Raw genomic sequence first — 17,763 nt, forward strand, 5'->3', positions numbered from 1 at the left:
CGATTGAATGATGGGGAGAGGCGGATTTATGACGCAATCAGATCTGGCGACACGCGGCTTAGTGCTTTTGGGCTGCGGGAAAATGGGCTCTGCCATGTTGACGGGATGGCTTGAAGGAGGACTGCCAGCAGCCTCCGTCTGGGTTAAAGATCCACATCCATCTGATTGGTTAAAAACCACAGGCGTTCGGATCAACGAAGACTTGCCCCAAAGCCCCGCGATTGTGCTAATCGCCGTCAAACCACAGATGATGGGTGAAGCTTTACCTGCGCTGCAAAACTATGGCGGCGGACAGACCTTGTTTGTCTCGGTGGCAGCGGGGACATCTCTTACCACCTTCGAAGAAATATTTGGATCTCAGACACCGATTGTACGCTCAATGCCGAATACACCAGCGGCAATAGGCAAGGGTATTACGGCAATTGTTGGAAACGCCGCCTCGACTGCGGCGCATTTAGATCATGCTGAGGCGCTGTTGCAGGCTGTTGGACAGGTCGTGCGTCTTGACGATGAAGGACAAATAGATGCGGTTACGGGGGTAAGTGGCTCTGGCCCAGCTTACGTTTTTCATCTGATTGAAACCTTGGCAGCGGCTGGTACTGCGCAAGGGCTGCCTGAGGCGCTTGCCCTTAAACTTGCTAAAGCAACGGTCGCTGGGGCTGGTGCTTTGGCTGAAACCTCAGAAGAGAGCCCCTCACAATTGCGTGTTAATGTGACCAGCCCCAATGGCACGACACAGGCGGCTCTTGAGGTTTTGATGGATGAGGGAACGGGTTTTCCACCATTGTTGAATCGTGCAGTGGCCGCTGCCACCGAACGATCTAAGGAGCTTTCTCGTGGGTGACATTGCTTTTGATGATTTTTTAAAAGTCGATATTCGTGTTGGTCGGGTGATCAAGGCCGAACCTTTCCCGGAGGCACGCAAACCCGCCATCAAGATGTGGATCGACTTTGGCGCAGAGATTGGTGAAAAGAAAACCTCAGCCCAGATTACGGCACATTACGATGCCGACAGTTTGATTGGAAAAGAGGTCTTGGCGGTGGTGAATTTTCCGCGGCGTCAGATCGGTAAGTTTATGTCAGAAGTGTTGGTATTGGGCTTGCCCGATGCGCAAGGTGAGATCGTTTTAATAGGGCCAGACGGTACCATTTCAACGGATCTGCCGCTTGGAGGGCGCTTGCATTGAGTAAAGTCTTTATTACACGTCCGATGACGGCTGAGGTCGAGGCGCGGGCACGAGAAATCTTTGATGTAGAAATACGCGCCAAGACGTCGGTTATGGAGCCGTCGGAAATGTGCGATGTACTGCGTGAATTTGACTGTATTGTCCCAACGTTGGGTGATTTATTTTCAGCTGAAGTCTTGGCTGCGGCGGGGGATATTCGGTGTAAATTGCTGGCGAATTTTGGTGTTGGTTACAATCATATCGATGTGGCCGCAGCTAAGGCGGCTGGCATTGCTGTGACAAATACCCCTGGAGCGGTGACCGATGCGACAGCTGACATCGCGATGATGCTGATTTTGATGTCCGCCCGTCGGGCCAGTGAAGGGGAGCGCCTTGTGCGGGCGGGTGCTTGGCAGGGCTGGCATCCGACGCAATTGCTAGGACAGCATGTGGGTGGAAAACGGGTCGGCATCTTAGGCATGGGGCGCATCGGGCAGGCGATCGCGCATCGCTGTCATTATGGGTTTGGAATGAAAATCTCATATGTCGCACGCAGTGAAAAGAGTCTGCCTCACCCCGCTACCTTTATGAACTCCGTTGTTGATCTGGCCAGAGAGGTGGATTTTCTAGTGCTGGCAGTACCTGGTGGTGCAGAGACACGCCATCTGATCAACGCTGAAATCCTAGCTGCGATGCCACAACATGCCCATTTGATCAATATTGCCAGAGGCGAAGTTGTCGAGGAGGCTGCGCTGATAGCCGCCCTGCAATCTGGCCAAATCGCAGGTGCGGGGCTTGATGTCTATGAGTTTGAACCAAAAATTCCTGAGGCACTGACTGGGCTGAACAATGTAACGCTTTTACCTCATTTAGGAACAGCTGCGGAAGAGGTGCGCAGCGGGATGGGGTATATGGCGCTTGATAATGTTTTCGCCCATTTGACCGGAATGACACTGCCCAATTTGGTGGTATGAACAGCAGCAGGAAAAGGGGGCTCTCCCGCCTGCTCTGACATTGTGACCTATCGGCCTATGTCTCACCGTTGGGCGTGGCAGCGCATCTGCGGTGCGCTGCGGCAGTTTATTCTATTGGGCTTTGTACGAGAAGCGCAGAGGTTTAGCTTTCTGCCGACAGATCTCCCATCGCTTCGCGCCAATGCTTGCGACAGAGAGAAATATAGCTTTCATTACCACCAATTTGGACTTGATCCCCTGTGGTAATCGTGTGGCCATCAGGGGTTTGACGGATCACCATTGTTGCTTTCTTCCCACAATGACAGATCGTGCGCACCTCTCGCATCTCATCTGCGAGTGCAAGCAGTGTTGCTGAACCGGGAAACAGATTCCCCTGAAAATCCACGCGCAATCCATAACATAGGACAGGCACCCGAAGATCATCGACGACTCGGGCCAATTGCCAAACCTGTTCAGGGGTGAGGAATTGTGCTTCATCTACAAAAATCGCAGCCACACCACTCTGTGCCAACCGGGTGGTGATTTGTGCATAAAGATCATCCTGTGCATCAAACATGTCAGCTTCGGCTGCAATGCCGATCCGTGAAGCGATACGCCCAGTACCCGCCCGATCATCTATCCGAGCAGTGAGCAAATAGGTGTCCATATTATTTTCACGATAGTTGTGAGACGCCTGCAAGAGCACAGTGGATTTGCCTGCGTTCATGGTGGAGTAGTTGAAATAAAGCTTTGCCATGATTCCGGGTCTAATGTGCTTTTAAGGGGCGTGGAACCAGAAATAGACGCCAAAAGCATCGACGTTGGTAGATGGGGCGTAACAACTAAGAAATCAGGCGCATTTCGGCGCGTTTATTCACCTGAACATCAAGCATTGAGCCCACAGGCTTGTGTCATGGATGGTACATCCCGTACAGAATGCGCCTGACGTGGCAGAACAATTGCCGGAAACCAGCTCTACAGTCACTCACACCTGATTGGAGCCGAACATAGGCGTGTTTATCTGACACGGTCTTCAAAACACACACGCCCTTTTCCTCTAAGGGATGGTAAATAAAGTGTAACTCCCTTACAAAATATAAACTGGGAAAGATGAAGTATTCTTCCCCAGGTAACGATCAGGACGTCAGCGAGGACTGAAGATATGGCCGATATTTGCGCCTACTTGAAAAAGCACACAGAGGCTTTGGTAAAGGATGTGGGCATTGAAAATGCTTGTGCAATCACAGGCAAATCAAAGGCGACTCTTGGACGCTATTACTCTGACAATGCCGAGCATGCGGACCGCTTTATGCCAGTCGATGCAGTTGCCCGGCTAGAGGAGCAATCGTCTTTTCCTCATGTCACCTCTGCCTTGGCAGATCTGCGAAATATCACCTTATCGTATAATGAAACAACACCTGATTCGGCGCGAAATGGGAATGTGAACTCGGATGTGATCGCACTGAGCCAACGTTTCGCAATGTTGATGAGCGAATATCAAACAGCCATCGAAGATGGAATTATTACTGTAAATGAGACTAAGAGGTTGCTCAAAGAGACCGTCTTGCTTCAGCAGGTTTTGCTTGAGATGAAGCTGCACCTTGAAGAAGGTCCAGCCTAAACACCATAGCCCGCTCTTTAGCGGGCTATTTGCTTTTTAACGACTCTGTTAGATCAATGGCACCAATGGCACCCCTCCGCAGGCAGCTAGTGCGATGAGAGTTGAAAGGGCAAGCAAGACGCGCATGAGAGAGCTCCGAATATTACAAATGATGGCGAGCGTAGGCATTGGGCGTCTTCTGTCAACGGTGTACCTTCGCTGCAGAAGGCTGAGCATGTGCAAATTGCGAAATTTCGATGTTGTGGTGTCGTGGGCTATGGGTCAGGCTTTCGCGAATTGTACAAGCTGATCAATCGATTGCGCGAGATGATCCGGTTGTCCAATGCCTCTTGCAACCAACATGGCACCTTCAAGACTTGATACAAACATTGCAGAAAAATCATCAGGATCGATGGTCGTGATGATTTCACCATTTTCCTGACCTTTTCGCAGCACTTGGCTTAGCCAAAGTCGTTGTTCTTCAAAGAAACATTCAACTTCATAGCGGACCGTTTCAGGTAAGGTTGTCGCGTCTGAGGCTAAAATGCCTCCAAGACATACTCGACCATGGTCACGAAGGGTTGCGACAAATAAGTTTCCGTAGGCGGATAACATTCCAATGGCATTCGTACTGGGCAAAGCGTTTAGCGCGGTGCTGAAATCTTCCCGGTAGGTGCGTGCTGCTGCCCTGGCGAGTTCAGCTTTTGTTGGGTAGTGATAGTGGATGCTTGCACTTTTTATGCCGACCTCTGCTGCGACGTCGCGAAAGCTAAAGCCGTTGTAACCTCTATCCATCATTAGCTTTCGAGCGACGTTTAGAATCTCTGAGGCTTTTTCAGTCTGCATGGTTGGATATATCTCGCTACCTATCAAGTACTAGATAGAGGGTTGACGATAAGATCGTCAACCCTCTAAGAATTTATCTACCAAGTACTAGATAGATTCGGAGGGTGATAAATGTCTAGACTGATAACAAATCGACGTTCACTGTTGGTAGGGGGAGCCGCAGCCGCCTTGTCCGCGCCCAGTATTTTACGCGCAAACACACTGGGAGGCGGGCCATTGGGGCAGGGAAGCAAACCGTTAGAACATGGTGTCGTTACGGTTGCGGATTTTGGTGAAGTAAAGATCCATAGCTATCAAAGCCCTGACCTGACAGGGTGTGTGACAACTCACGTAATTGAAACGCCTGAGCGCCTCGTTTTCGTCGATGGACAAAGATCTGTGATCTATGGACAAGAGGTCCGTGATTATGCGGAGAGGACCGGTAAGCCTGTAGATCGCATGATTGTTTCACACCTGCATCCGGATCATTGGTTTGGGGCCTATCAGTTCCGGGATGTGCCGATTTATTCGTTTGCGGAGACACAAGCTGAAATTAACCAACTTGGTGATTTCTTTATTGAAATCAGTATTGCCTCACTTGGGAAACATGTCCCACCAAGCAAGGTTGTTCCAAACCATATCATTGCCCATGGCGCGACAGAGCTGATTGATGGAGTGACACTAGAATTCCGTCATGTCACAGATGCAGAATCTGATAATATGATGACGATTTATCTGCCTGATCAAAAGGTACTGATTGCTCAGGACATACTTTATAATAACTGCCACCTCTTTTGTGGGCACGGAAATTTCGATGGCTGGTCAGCAGGTCTGCGTGAAATGCAGGTAGATACAAGTTTTGATCTTGTGCTGCCCGGACACGGCCCAACAACTGGGTCACGACAGGCGATTGATGACGGTCTTGTATATCTTGACCATGTTCAAACAACTTATGCGGCTTCAAGCTCGGGAGATGAGCTCAAGGCCGCAATTTTGGAACGTTATCCGTCATATATGGCTGCTGGTTTGGTGGATATTCAAAACCTCTTTTTGTTCCCAAAATCCTGACATCCAACGCGGATCTCTGGTGCCTTTAATTTGAATTGCAGACCTGCGGGATAACGTGCCGTATCGTAGATGTTTGGCGATATGCTGAAAAGACAAACGCCGCAGTCAACTCCGACTGCGGCGTTTGTAAAATTTGGGACCTCTGCCGAAAAGATCAGCCCTGTAGTGACTTAACCTCTACGTCGCCCTCGGATTGGGCCTTGATAGCCAAGGCTGCAGCATGAGCACCAGCTGCGGTGGTGAAATAAGGAATTCGACCATAAAGCGCCACAGAACGCATTTCTTTGCTGTCTTCAACGGCTTGCGTGCCTTCGGTCGTGTTCATCAAGATTTGAACCTTACCGTCTTTGAGCAGATCTACGACATGGGGACGGCCTTCATAGACTTTGTTGGTCAGACCACAGGGAATACCTTGTCCATCAAGCCAAGCTTGTGTTCCTTGAGTTGCAACAAGCGTAAAGCCAAGATCCACTAGGGTTTGCGCAGCTTCGCGCATCTGATCGCTTTTATCAGAATCCTTGATCGATACAAAGGCACAGCCCTTGCGCGGAAGCACCATCCCAGCGCCCATTTGCGCCTTGAGGAAAGCGCCTGCAAAAGAGCGATCCCAGCCCATAACTTCCCCGGTGGAGCGCATTTCAGGACCCAAAATCGTGTCAACGCCAGGGAAGCGTGCGAAGGGTAGCACCGCCTCTTTGACTGAGAACCAGGGCATATCTGGATCGGCCAGGGTCATCGGATCTGCAATCGGTGTGTTGACATCATAGCCTGCATCCGGCCCATAAGGTGCGCGCATGGGGAAATTCGACAGAGGCTCTCCCGCCATTACACGGGCTGAGATGGACGCAATCGCACTGTCGGTCGCTTTGGCCACAAAAGGCACGGTCCGTGATGCGCGTGGGTTTACCTCAATCAGATAGATCTCATCATCTTTGATTGCGAACTGTACGTTCATCAGGCCAACCACATTCAGTGCAGTTGCCAAGGAATGCGCCTGATCTTTGATCCGGTCGATCACATCTTTGCTGAGAGAGTAGGGCGGCAGAGAGCAGGCAGAATCGCCAGAGTGAACACCAGCCTCTTCGATATGTTGCATGATACCTGCGACATGCACGTCTTTGCCGTCGCAGATCGCATCTACATCCAGCTCCACCGCGCCGGCCAGATAGCTGTCAAGAAGAACAGGGCTGTCGCCGGATACAACCACGGCCTCTTTAATGTAGCGTTTCAACTGATCCATATCACGCACGATTTCCATCGCGCGACCACCCAGGACATAAGAGGGGCGGATAACCAGTGGGAAACCAATCTTTTCCGCAATATCAATTGCCTGCGCATCTGTTGAGGCGATGCCGTTCTTTGGCTGTTTCAGACCCAGTTCATTGACCAGTGCCTGAAAGCGTTCACGATCTTCGGCTAAATCAATCGCGTCAGGAGAGGTTCCGAGGATCGGAATACCTTCGGATTCGAGCGCATTTGCCAGTTTCAGCGGAGTTTGGCCGCCAAATTGAACGATCACACCATGCAATGTACCTTTTTCCTGCTCAACGCGCAGGATTTCCATGACATGTTCCAGCGTCAGAGGTTCAAAATACAGACGATCTGAAGTGTCATAGTCAGTGGAAACCGTTTCAGGGTTACAGTTGACCATGATGGTTTCATAGCCCGCATCGGTCAGTGCATAGCAGGCGTGACAGCAGCAGTAATCAAACTCGATCCCCTGACCAATTCTGTTGGGGCCACCGCCAAGGATCACAACTTTTTTGCGATCAGATGGGCGTGCTTCACATTCGGCTTCCCCCATCATTGGGGTTTCATAGGTCGAATACATATACGGCGTTTGCGCTTCAAATTCTGCGGCACATGTATCGATGCGTTTGAACACAGCCTTTACGCCAAGATTATGACGGGCTCGCCGCACGTTATCTTCGTCACGCCCGGTTAGCGCACCAAGGCGCGCATCAGTGAAGCCCAGCATCTTGACAGCGCGCAGCTCATCTTCGCGGACGGGCAGGCCGTTTTTGCGAATCTCACGTTCCATATCGACGATTTCACGAATGCGATCCAGGAACCAAGGATCAAAGGCAGTGACGTTGTTGATTTCGTCGTTGGTTAAGCCGTGACGCATCGCTTGTGCAATTGTGCGCATCCGGTCAGGGGTTGTCTGGCTGATTGCTTTGATTACAGCAGCTTTATCGGTTGCTGCTGCGTCTTCCCAAAGGCCGACGGTCACACCGGGAATTGCAATTTCATCAAACCCTGTCAGGCCCGATTCCATCGAAGCGAGTGCTTTTTGCAAAGATTCGTGGATGGTGCGGCCGATCGACATGGCTTCACCCACGGATTTCATCGCGGTGGTCAAGTAGGGCTCAGATCCTGGGAATTTCTCAAACGCAAATTTGGGGATCTTGGTGACGACATAGTCAATCGAAGGCTCAAACGAAGCTGGAGTGACCTTGGTGATGTCATTGTCCAACTCATCCAGCGTGTAGCCCACAGCCAGCTTTGCGGCGATTTTTGCAATCGGGAAGCCTGTTGCTTTGGACGCCAGCGCTGAAGACCGCGATACACGCGGGTTCATTTCAATCACAACCATACGGCCGTCAGCGGGGTTCACTGCCCACTGCACATTTGAACCACCCGTTTCTACGCCGATCTCACGTAGAACGTTGATCGAATGGGTCCGCATGATCTGATACTCTTTGTCAGTCAGCGTCAGGGCAGGGGCGACCGTAATCGAATCGCCGGTGTGCACGCCCATTGGATCGACGTTTTCGATAGAGCAGACGATAATGGCGTTGTCCGCTTTGTCGCGAACTACTTCCATTTCGTATTCTTTCCAGCCCAATAGGCTTTCATCCACAAGGATCTGATTTACGGGTGAAGCATCCATGCCAGACCGGCAATAATGGATGTAATCTTCCCGGTTATAGGCGACACCGCCACCTGTGCCGCCCATTGTAAAGGCGGGGCGAATAATGGCGGGCAGGCCGATATCTTCCAGCTCTTGCAGGGCAAGGCGAATACCTTCGTCAAGGTCGGCATCGCCATTGTCTTTCTTTGGAGCAGTTACAATCGATGCACGGGGGTTTTCGATTCCCAAACGATCCATTGCTTCGCGGAACAACTTGCGATCTTCTGCCATTTCAATAGCATCGCGGGTTGCCCCAATCATTTCGACATCGAACTTTTCAAGCACACCCATTTCTTCTAGTGCAAGTGAGGTGTTCAGGCCGGTCTGCCCACCCATCGTTGGCAGCAAAGCGTCAGGGCGCTCTTTTTCGATGATCTTGGCGACCACTTCTGGTGTAATCGGTTCAATATAAGTCGCATCCGCCAGGCCTGGGTCTGTCATGATGGTCGCAGGATTTGAATTTACCAGAATGACCCGATAGCCTTCTTCGCGCAGCGCTTTACAAGCCTGTGCGCCGGAATAGTCAAATTCGCAGGCCTGCCCAATTACGATGGGGCCCGCCCCAATGATCATGATAGATTGAATATCTGTTCTTTTGGGCATGGCTCTTCATCCTTCGATTGTGCGGGCGCGATGGGCGAGTCGGAAAGGGTGCTGAGGTGCACCCAAATTGTCCTGCGTTATAGGGAGCGCGTGGAAAGGTGCAAGAGAAAGCGTGTCTGATCGTGTAAGTTCTGCAAAATGCACAGCGGTGCTTGGCAATTCTCTTTTTTCTAGACTTGGCACAGAGGGCGAAAACACTATATCGCCTGCCCATAATCACAGGATGACCATAGGGATCCTTATATGAGACTGCGTTTTGATCGTGGCCCACTTGAAAGCGGAACTGCTTTTGCTGCGCCACGCGAAATCATTCAGGCAGAATGTGCCGCAGAGGTCGCCTCGGCACTTGTCGCAATTGATGCTGCGCGGTCGGCGGGTGCGTGGATTGCGGGTTATGCAACCTACGAGTTGGGCTATGCTCTGGAACCCAAACTTGCGGCGTTCATGCCTTCTGATCGCGCATTGCCATTGCTGCGTTTCGGGGTCTACGATACCCCTCATTCAATAAACCACAAGTCGGGCGATGCAGCGTCATTGGTGCAATTTGCGCCGCGTTGGGATTTAGAACGCTATCGTACAGCGTTTGATGTGGTGAAAGAGAATATTGCCAGCGGTGATTTCTATCAGGCGAACCTGACCTTTCCAATAGATGCAGATGTCGAGGGGGATACTGAGGCGTTGTATGCGGCGCTTGTTGCGCGGCAGCCAGTGAAACACGGGGTGCTGGTTGAACAAGACGAATTGCCCGATCTCCTGTCGCGATCACCTGAATTGTTCTTTCGCACGAATGCGCAAGGGCAGATTGAAACGCGCCCAATGAAGGGGACGCAGCCCCGGCACGCAGATCCAATTAAAGACGCGGCTCATCTTAGTTTCTTGGCGACAGACGAAAAAAACCGTGCTGAAAACCTAATGATCGTGGATCTTTTGCGAAATGATATTAGCCGGGTTGCCGAGGTGGGCAGCGTTGACGTGCCGGAATTGTTTAAGGTCGAAACCTATGCAACCCTGCATCAAATGGTGTCGTTGGTGCGGGCCCAATTGCGTTCTGATGTCAAGCTTGGTGATATTTTTAGGGCTCTTTTCCCTTGTGGTTCGATTACGGGCGCGCCCAAAATTCGTGCAATGGAGGTTTTGGCAGACCTAGAGCCGTGGCCCCGAGATATCTATTGCGGCACCATAGGTTGGGCCGCCCCTGATGGTCGGTCTGAATTTAACGTCGCGATTCGTACTCTGATGGTAGATGGCACGCAAGCGCGACTGAATGTGGGGGGCGGGGTGGTCTGGGACAGCACTGCTGACGCAGAATATGAGGAAGCCTTATGGAAAACGCGCTTTGCCCAGCCGATCTGATCAGAAACGATCCCGATTTTCAGTTGATCGAAACATTTGGGCATGTGCCGGGACAAGGCGTCGCGCGGCTCTCGCTCCATCTGGCCCGGTTGCAACGTTCGGCTGACGCTTTCGGGCTGGCGTTTAATCAAGCAGAAATTAGACAAAGCTTGCAGGACAGGCATGGTGATACGCCTCAACGCGTGCGGGTAACGTTGTCTGTAGATGGCAGTGTTGAAGTAACCTTTGCGCCGATGCCTGATGCAGCGCGCGTCTGGACCTTTGCAATTGCACCTGATCGGTTGAATTCTGAGGATCCATTCTTGCGGTATAAGACCACCCGCCGGGCGCTGTATGATGACGCACGCCAGAACTTGCCACAGGGTATTGATGAGTGGGTGTTTCTGAACGAACGCGATGAGGTGTGCGAAGGGACTATCACCAATATCTCAATCACAACGGAGACAGGAACGCGTTTGACACCGCCGACCTCATCAGGGTGTCTGCCAGGGGTCTACCGGCAAAGTCGCCTCAACAAAGGTCTGGTACGCGAAGCTGTATTGACGCTTTCCGACCTGCATGCAGCCGCCAGTATTAATCTGACCAACTCTCTGCGTGGATCCATCCAGGCCCGCTGGGATCCGGCCTGTGCAGTCTTGCAAACTATGTAGAGCGAAACAGGGGCTCCCGCCCGTCGCCAGAGGCAAGTATTTGCCCCTGCTCCCGTTGGGCCAGGCATCGCGCCCTGATCGGGCACGATGGTGGCGACTAGACGCAACCGCGCCGCCCTTAAAAGGCAGCGCTATGCTTAGGGGAGATGTGTTGGATTGCGTGTGCAACCCAGCTAGAGTGCGTGGGCGCCCCTTTTTGTCATAAGTAATAGGCTGATGAAGCCGGGTTGCTTGACAACTGCGATGCAAACCTGTGTATCGGCAGAGACGGATTTTGCGCCTCATGCTTTTGCCATGTATGGCGCGCTTTTGAATGACGACCGGATCGATGAAAGGTCATGCTATGCACGCATATCGCAGCCATACCTGCGCAGAATTGAATAAATCCAACGTTGGCGAAACCGTTCGTCTTTCAGGTTGGGTTCACCGGGTTCGGGACCACGGCGGGTTATTGTTTATCGATCTGCGCGATCACTACGGCATCACCCAAGTCATGGCTGACCCTGACAGCCCGGTGTTTACAGAGATTGAAAAAGTTCGCTCTGAATGGTGTATCCGTATCGACGGCAACGTCATGGCGCGAGATGAAAGCCTTGTGAACACAAAAATCCCAACGGGTGAGGTTGAGGTATTTATTCGCGATATTGAGGTTCTGGGCAAATCTGAAGAGCTGCCTTTGATGGTTTTTGGGGAGCAGGAGTACCCGGAAGAGACCCGCCTGCGCTATCGTTACCTCGATCTGCGTCGTGAAAAGATGCAAAATAACATGTTGCTGCGTTCCAATATGGTACAGTCAATCCGTAAGCGCATGTGGGGCAAAGGATTCAACGAATACCAAACCCCGATCATTACAGCCTCAAGCCCAGAAGGTGCACGTGACTTTCTGGTGCCCTCACGCCTGCATCCGGGTAAGTTCTATGCGTTGCCACAGGCCCCACAGCAGTTCAAACAGCTGATGATGGTGTCTGGCTTTGATAAATACTTCCAGATTGCGCCTTGTTTCCGGGATGAAGATCCGCGCGCAGATCGCTCTCCAACCGACTTCTACCAACTTGACATGGAAATGTCCTTTGTCAGCCAGCAGGATGTGTTTGATACGATCGCGCCAGTGATTGCTGGTGTTTTCGAAGAATTCGGCAAAGGCCGAAAAGTGGATGCAGCCGAGGATTGGCCGCAGATTTCTTATAAAGATGCAGCGCTGTGGTACGGCTCTGATAAGCCGGATCTGCGCAACCCGATCAAAATGCAAGTGGTCTCTGAACATTTTGCCGGTTCTGGATTTGCGATCTTTGCAAAACTTCTAGAGCAAGAAGGCACAGAGATCCGCGCGATCCCTGCGCCCACCGGTGGGTCGCGCAAATTCTGCGACCGTATGAACAAATTCGCCCAAGGCGAAGGCCTGCCCGGCATGGGCTATATCTTCTGGCGTGAAGGTGCCGACGGTATGGAGGCTGCGGGACCGCTGGCGAAAAACATCGGCCCCGAACGGACCGAGGCAATCCGTCAGCAGCTGGGTCTGGGGGTTGGCGATGCAGCCTTCTTCTTGGGCGGCAAACCCAAGGCCTTTGAAGCTGTAGCGGGACGTGCGCGAAATGTGATTGGCGAAGAGTTGGGTCTGATCGATAAAGACCGCTTCGCCTTTGCGTGGATCGTGGATTTCCCAATCTACGAAAAAGACGAAGAAACCGGCAAGATCGATTTCGAACACAACCCCTTCTCAATGCCTCAGGGTGGAATGGAAGCGCTGTTGGCGGATCCACTGGCTGTCAAAGGCTATCAGTATGATCTGGCGTGTAACGGGTATGAGCTGGTTTCTGGTGCGATCCGAAACCACCGCCCCGAGATCATGTTTAAAGCTTTTGAAATTGCAGGATATGGCAAGGACGAAGTCGAAAAACGCTTTGGCGGTATGGTCAACGCCTTCCAATATGGTGCACCGCCCCACGGCGGGTGTGCTGCGGGTATCGATCGGATGGTGATGCTGTTGGCGGATGAAGCAAACATTCGCGAAGTTATTATGTTCCCGATGAACCAGCGTGCCGAAGATCTGATGATGGCAGCTCCGTCTGAACCGATGTCAGAGCAATTGATGGAACTTGGGTTGCGCGTAATCCCGCAAGATCAATAAGTCGCCGTTTGAACGAATGGAAAAAGGCTCGAAGATATTTAACCTTCGAGCCTTTTCTATGTCGGGGTATTGGGTCAAGTTTCCGTTTGGCGAGAAAAGGGGACGCTGCACTCGTTTTCTATCCTTTGATGATCGTACAAAACGGGTACCAATTGGCGATCTGCCTGTCTGTTTCGGCGAACTTCGCGGGCGAACTGACGGGCTTGACCATATAGAACAAGACCTAGAGCCAGACCTGAGACGCAAAATGTTTCTAGCATTTATATAGCGACCTTGTTTTCCAAGCGATCCTGCACAAGCCCGGCAATCAGCGTCTGTGCAGAATCCGTTATATCGCCACTCTTGCGGGCACTTGCGAGCCTGTCGGCCGCATCTGCAAGTGGGGTGTCTCCAATGCTGCGGGCAACTCCCCCAAGAAACTGTGCAAGGTAGTCGAGGTTTGCACTGCACTCAGCATCTGCCAGAATGTCTGCTGCATGCGCCATGTCATCCTGGAAGGCGAGCACATCGGGTTCGATGATTTCATCGCTCAGAGATCGCGGACCAGCCAGGCGCCATTCTTCGGGCAAGTGATCAATGATCGACTGCTGGAATGTCGCAAGGGCACTGACTGGTTTTTGTAAAAACCCATTGGCACCGGCGTCGCGTGCTTCATCTTCGCGACCGAGATCACCTGAAGTGCCAAGCAGAACGCTGACACGTGGTGTTGCGCTGGAAATTTCACGGATAAGATCAAGCCCAGATCCATCAGGAAGCCCGATATCTACAATCGCAACCGAGGGCCGATACGCCTTGAGGTGACGACGTGCTGATTTCACGCAATCTGCACGTCGAATACGTGCGCCGCTGCGCAAACATAAAAGGCGCATTGCTTCACATGCAAAGCGGCTGTCTTCAACAACTAGGATCGTTAGGCCGAGCAACGGACGTCGGCTGGTCGGCAACCGTTGGGCGGCAGAGAATAGTTCCGAATCTTCCATTTCAATACATGCTCCTCATCGCAGCTGATTCGACGCTAAAAAATATTGGCTAATTCTCGGTTAACAGGGCGCTTATCGGGGGGGGCTGAGCGCGCGTATCAGGACTGGTGTCGTTAACATTGTCGCCCGGTCTTGCTTCGCTGCAGCGCAGCGCGCATAGTTTGCGCTCCAAATTGACTTGAGTGGAGGAAGCAATGATTGGACGATTGAATCACGTGGCGATTGCTGTGCCGGATCTGGATGCAGCTGTGGCGCAGTATCGTGACGCTCTTGGTGCAACTGTTGGTGCGCCACAGGACGAACCAGACCATGGCGTAACCGTGGTGTTTATTGATCTGCCCAATACAAAAATAGAATTGCTCTATCCGCTTGGTGAAAATTCTCCAATTCTGGGTTTTTTGGAAAAGAACCCAGCAGGCGGAATTCATCACGTGTGTTATGAGGTCGAAGATATCCTGGCTGCGCGGGATCGCTTGCAAACGCAGGGCGCACGGGTGCTTGGCAATGGTGAGCCTAAGATTGGCGCACATGGAAAACCGGTTTTGTTTCTCCACCCCAAAGATTTCAACGGATGTTTGGTGGAACTCGAAGAGGTTTAGCGCTATGTCCAGCCTGTGCAGTTTGCACAGGCTTTCGGATCGGGGGATATCATGGGCGTGACATCAGGACTGGTACTTTATGCGGTTCTTTGGTTTTTGACGTTTCTGACTGTGTTGCCCATTCGGGTTAAAACACAGGGTGATCTGGGAGACGTGGTGCCAGGAACACATGCAGGAGCGCCTGAACACCATTATCTCAAGCAAAAAGCGTGGATCACAACTGGCCTTGCTGCGGTGCTGTGGGCGGTTATTGCTACGATCATTTTCAGCGGGGCAATAACCCTGAATGATTTCGACTGGTTCGACAGCATTCCTGATCCTCAATAGGAATAGATCACCAGATCAAGAGCGCGCACGCAAATTGTGAAAGATGTGCGTAAAGGTTGCTGCGCCCAAGACCGGTATAACAAGGTTTAACAATGGCACTGAAAGCGGTATCGCCATCAATGTGCCCGCAATCCAGATTGTGACAGCATGTTTGCGTCGCATCTTTTTCGCCTCGATAAATCCGATCCGACGGGCTGCTGCCAATGTGAAATATTCGCGGCCAAGCAATAGCCCATTCAGCGCCCAAAAGATCACCGGAGCCGCCACCGAGAAGGTTAGATACAGCACCAGTGCGACAAGATTGGCAAGAATGAGGAAGCCTAAAAAGACGATACTGTCTTTAATTCCGGCCCAAAATGGTGTGCTGGCTGCGCCCGGTAGATGTGAATAGTGTTTACGTTCAACGGCCTCTGCGACCTGATCCAACATCATTGATGTAATAGCCGAGGCAACAGGCACCATCAGGACCACAGACAGAAACAGCATGAATACAAAAGAGCCCCAGGATAAAATATTATCCAGCCAGGTGACCTGCCCAATGAGGGGCAGGGTCGATTCTGGGCCGACAAATATGTGAATCAACAGCAAGAATGCGACGTAGATCGCTGCAAGTAACACAAGCGCAAGACCAATGCCGGTCAGCAGAACTTTGCGAAACCGGGGATCACCGCTTTGTGCCAGTGCTTTTAGGAATGCGTTTAGGATCATTCAGAAACCCATTGTGTAATTGTATCCAGGGCCGGGCGAGGGCGCTCTGTCGGGCGGGGGCCCTCGGTTGCGATATGGATCAAACCTGCAATCCGCTCCCCTTCTTTTAGATCAAAGGCTTCTGCACAAAATCTGGCATCGTGGCTGGCCCAGCCGGACAGCCAGTTCGCTCCCCAACCGGCAGCAAGTGCCGCATTCAAAAGCGATAGGCAGACAGCACCAGCGGTATAGGTCTGTTCAATCGCGGGGACTTTGACCGATTGTTTTTGGCTCTCAACCACCGCAACTGCGAGCTGACTTTGTTCAAACTGAGTGCGACCTTTGGTGATATCTTCTGCAGATTTGTCCAGGCGTGTACCTGCCTTTGTTACCAGGTCAGCCAACCGAGGCATGGCTGATTTTTCCAAGATGACAAAACGAAAAGGCACCAGCATGCCGTGATCCGGCGTGCGGGCTGCTGCGGTCAAAAGCTCCGTTAACTGTTCGCGATCTGGAGCAGGTGCAACCAGCGTTTTTGCCGGGCGCGAGCGGCGTGTCATCAAAAAATCCAGAGCGGCATCGTTGCGATCAGGCATGTCTAAAACCTTTTTTCATGGCAAAGCCTACTTCGTTGTAAAGCAGCTTAATTTCAAGGGGATGATGCGTAGCTGGAGGGGGGTGTGACTGAGAAAAAGAGCCAAACCGCTCTGGCGTCGTGAGCACAGATAATTTGAGGCTGCTATCGCCCCTTGTCCATCTGAAAATCGATCTGCACAGCGCCTGTGCGGTGGTTGACCAGATAGCGCTATGCCACATTAAGACTTTTCTGGGACCAGACGATAAATTCCTTCCGGGAGATCCAAAGCTGCGGCCAGATCGCGAATTTGTTGATGGCTCAACTGTAGGTATTGTACTTCTTCACTTTGAGGATCGAGCTGCTCAACCGTGACGCATTCCGCAAAAACATTGACGGTCACATCTTCTTGAAGCTGGGTTTCGCCTTCATCGATGACGGTAATGACTGTGGAGTCAAATTCGTGTTCAATCGTAAACATATCTGCAGCTTGCCACCGGCGGGGTAAGCTTACAAGGATTTGCTTTGTCACGATATATTGCAAAAATGATCAAAGGTAGGGGGCTTTGTGTGATTGATCCCACCCCCAAAGCCGCGATAGTCTGACAGGGAGAGCTGCAAGGGGATCATGATGCGCCGATATGCACTGCTACTTGGATTATTGGTTGGGGCTTGCGATATTGTTCCCACTGTGAACACAGGCGGCTCACAGCCCGTGCCTTCGGTGGCGCCCTCCTCCGGGGTGACCCGTACAGGTTTTGCACGGGTCACAGCGCGGGTTGAACCTGTCGCGGAACGTGAATGCCGGGCCCGCGTGCGTGGGTTGAACTGTGATTTTCTCGTGCAGATTGACCGCAATCCAAATGCCCCGCCAAACGCGTTTCAAAGCCTGGACCGCAATGGCCGCCCGATTATCACCTTCACCCAGTCAATGCTGCGCCAGCTAGGCAACGATGATGAATTGGCTTTTGTAATGTCTCATGAGGCCGCCCATCATATTCGTGGCCATTTGAAACGACAGCGTGAAAATGCGGTGGCAGGGGCTGTTTTGCTGGGGGGGCTTGCCTCTCTGGCGGGTGGGACCGCAGCGGATGTTGCCAATGCTCAGGATCTTGGCGCGGCCGTTGGGGCGCGTGGATACTCAAAAGAGTTTGAACTGGAAGCGGATGAATTGGGCACGGTGATCACTCATCTCTCGGGCTATCGTCCCAGTGTTGGCGTCCAGTTCTTTTATCGCCTACCTGATCCCGGAGATCGTTTTTTAGGGACCCATCCGCCCAACCCAGAACGTATCCGCGTGGTGCAGGAAACAATCCGTAAAAATGGCCTGCGCTGA

At 52.0% G+C, this 17,763-nt stretch carries 18 protein-coding genes; 11 read left to right on the top strand and 7 right to left on the bottom strand.

What is annotated here, in order from left to right; genetic code table 11:
• Positions 1-28: 28 nt before the first annotated feature.
• Genes proC through BLP79_RS02755 form a run of 3 tightly spaced genes read left to right on the top strand, consistent with a single transcriptional unit; the run spans position 29 to position 2,140 of the window.
• Complete coding sequence (proC, locus tag BLP79_RS02745; protein ID WP_090215919.1) at positions 29-844, top strand: pyrroline-5-carboxylate reductase; 816 nt, start codon at positions 29-31, stop codon at positions 842-844.
• The gene (locus tag BLP79_RS02750) at positions 837-1,187 is read left to right on the top strand and encodes a tRNA-binding protein (protein ID WP_090215922.1); all 351 of its coding nucleotides are present in this window, start codon (positions 837-839) and stop codon (positions 1,185-1,187) included. Before proC ends, BLP79_RS02750 begins: the two co-directional genes overlap by 8 nt.
• Positions 1,184-2,140, top strand: a complete 957-nt coding sequence (locus BLP79_RS02755; protein ID WP_269799310.1) for a 2-hydroxyacid dehydrogenase — start codon at positions 1,184-1,186, stop codon at positions 2,138-2,140. The genes BLP79_RS02750 and BLP79_RS02755 overlap by 4 nt, the downstream gene beginning before the upstream one ends.
• A gap of 142 nt (positions 2,141-2,282) precedes the next feature.
• Here BLP79_RS02755 and BLP79_RS02760 read toward each other — a convergent pair whose 3' ends face one another.
• Positions 2,283-2,876: a thymidine kinase gene (locus BLP79_RS02760; RefSeq protein ID WP_090215926.1), complete on the bottom strand. Its 594-nt coding sequence runs from the start codon at positions 2,874-2,876 to the stop codon at positions 2,283-2,285.
• A 405-nt stretch (positions 2,877-3,281) separates the two neighbouring features.
• Here BLP79_RS02760 and BLP79_RS02765 point away from each other — a divergent pair, with 405 nt between their 5' ends.
• Positions 3,282-3,740, top strand: a complete 459-nt coding sequence (locus tag BLP79_RS02765) for a hypothetical protein (RefSeq protein ID WP_090215928.1) — start codon at positions 3,282-3,284, stop codon at positions 3,738-3,740.
• Between the two features lie 261 nt (positions 3,741-4,001).
• Here BLP79_RS02765 and BLP79_RS02770 read toward each other — a convergent pair whose 3' ends face one another.
• The gene (locus BLP79_RS02770; RefSeq protein ID WP_090215931.1) at positions 4,002-4,565 is read right to left on the bottom strand and encodes a TetR/AcrR family transcriptional regulator; all 564 of its coding nucleotides are present in this window, start codon (positions 4,563-4,565) and stop codon (positions 4,002-4,004) included.
• A 111-nt stretch (positions 4,566-4,676) separates the two neighbouring features.
• On the opposite strand from BLP79_RS02770, the gene BLP79_RS02775 reads away from it, so the two are divergent.
• Positions 4,677-5,612, top strand: a complete 936-nt coding sequence (locus tag BLP79_RS02775) for an MBL fold metallo-hydrolase (protein WP_090215934.1) — start codon at positions 4,677-4,679, stop codon at positions 5,610-5,612.
• Positions 5,613-5,766: 154 nt separating this feature from the next.
• Here the strand turns inward: BLP79_RS02775 and carB are convergent, their stop codons facing one another.
• Complete coding sequence (gene carB / locus BLP79_RS02780; RefSeq protein ID WP_090215936.1) at positions 5,767-9,129, bottom strand: carbamoyl-phosphate synthase large subunit; 3,363 nt, start codon at positions 9,127-9,129, stop codon at positions 5,767-5,769.
• A 243-nt stretch (positions 9,130-9,372) separates the two neighbouring features.
• On the opposite strand from carB, the gene BLP79_RS02785 reads away from it, so the two are divergent.
• The 3 genes from BLP79_RS02785 (at position 9,373) to aspS (ending at position 13,260) form a co-directional block, all read left to right on the top strand.
• Entirely contained in the window at positions 9,373-10,482 is a 1,110-nt protein-coding gene (locus BLP79_RS02785; protein WP_090215939.1) for an aminodeoxychorismate synthase component I, read from the top strand.
• Positions 10,452-11,132, top strand: a complete 681-nt coding sequence (locus BLP79_RS02790) for an aminotransferase class IV family protein (protein WP_090215942.1) — start codon at positions 10,452-10,454, stop codon at positions 11,130-11,132. Before BLP79_RS02785 ends, BLP79_RS02790 begins: the two co-directional genes overlap by 31 nt.
• A 343-nt stretch (positions 11,133-11,475) precedes the next feature.
• Positions 11,476-13,260 (top strand): aspartate--tRNA ligase, encoded by a 1,785-nt coding sequence (gene aspS, locus BLP79_RS02795; protein ID WP_090215945.1) that lies wholly within the window; start codon positions 11,476-11,478, stop codon positions 13,258-13,260.
• 260 nt (positions 13,261-13,520) lie between these two features.
• Here aspS and BLP79_RS02805 read toward each other — a convergent pair whose 3' ends face one another.
• Positions 13,521-14,240 carry a response regulator gene (locus BLP79_RS02805; RefSeq protein WP_090215954.1) on the bottom strand — a complete coding sequence of 240 codons (720 nt, stop codon included), beginning with the start codon at positions 14,238-14,240 and terminating at the stop codon, positions 13,521-13,523.
• Positions 14,241-14,434: 194 nt separating this feature from the next.
• Here BLP79_RS02805 and mce point away from each other — a divergent pair, with 194 nt between their 5' ends.
• Positions 14,435-14,839 (top strand): methylmalonyl-CoA epimerase, encoded by a 405-nt coding sequence (gene mce, locus BLP79_RS02810; RefSeq protein WP_090215957.1) that lies wholly within the window; start codon positions 14,435-14,437, stop codon positions 14,837-14,839.
• Between the two features lie 51 nt (positions 14,840-14,890).
• Entirely contained in the window at positions 14,891-15,166 is a 276-nt protein-coding gene (locus tag BLP79_RS02815) for a DUF1467 family protein (protein ID WP_090216900.1), read from the top strand.
• A gap of 15 nt (positions 15,167-15,181) precedes the next feature.
• Here BLP79_RS02815 and BLP79_RS02820 read toward each other — a convergent pair whose 3' ends face one another.
• The 3 genes from BLP79_RS02820 to BLP79_RS02830 form a co-directional block, all read right to left on the bottom strand.
• Complete coding sequence (locus BLP79_RS02820) at positions 15,182-15,874, bottom strand: EI24 domain-containing protein (protein ID WP_090215961.1); 693 nt, start codon at positions 15,872-15,874, stop codon at positions 15,182-15,184.
• The gene (locus BLP79_RS02825) at positions 15,871-16,449 is read right to left on the bottom strand and encodes a nitroreductase family protein (RefSeq protein ID WP_090215964.1); all 579 of its coding nucleotides are present in this window, start codon (positions 16,447-16,449) and stop codon (positions 15,871-15,873) included. The genes BLP79_RS02820 and BLP79_RS02825 overlap by 4 nt, the downstream gene beginning before the upstream one ends.
• Before the next feature lie 219 nt (positions 16,450-16,668).
• Positions 16,669-16,908, bottom strand: coding sequence for a hypothetical protein (locus tag BLP79_RS02830; protein WP_090215967.1), 240 nt, complete (start codon positions 16,906-16,908; stop codon positions 16,669-16,671).
• Positions 16,909-17,058: 150 nt separating this feature from the next.
• Between BLP79_RS02830 and BLP79_RS02835 the strand changes: the two genes are divergently transcribed.
• A complete protein-coding gene (locus tag BLP79_RS02835; protein ID WP_090216902.1) occupies positions 17,059-17,763 on the top strand; it encodes a M48 family metalloprotease in 705 nt (234 codons plus the stop codon).

Source organism: Epibacterium ulvae, from assembly GCF_900102795.1.
In the GTDB taxonomy this organism is placed as follows: domain Bacteria; phylum Pseudomonadota; class Alphaproteobacteria; order Rhodobacterales; family Rhodobacteraceae; genus Epibacterium; species Epibacterium ulvae.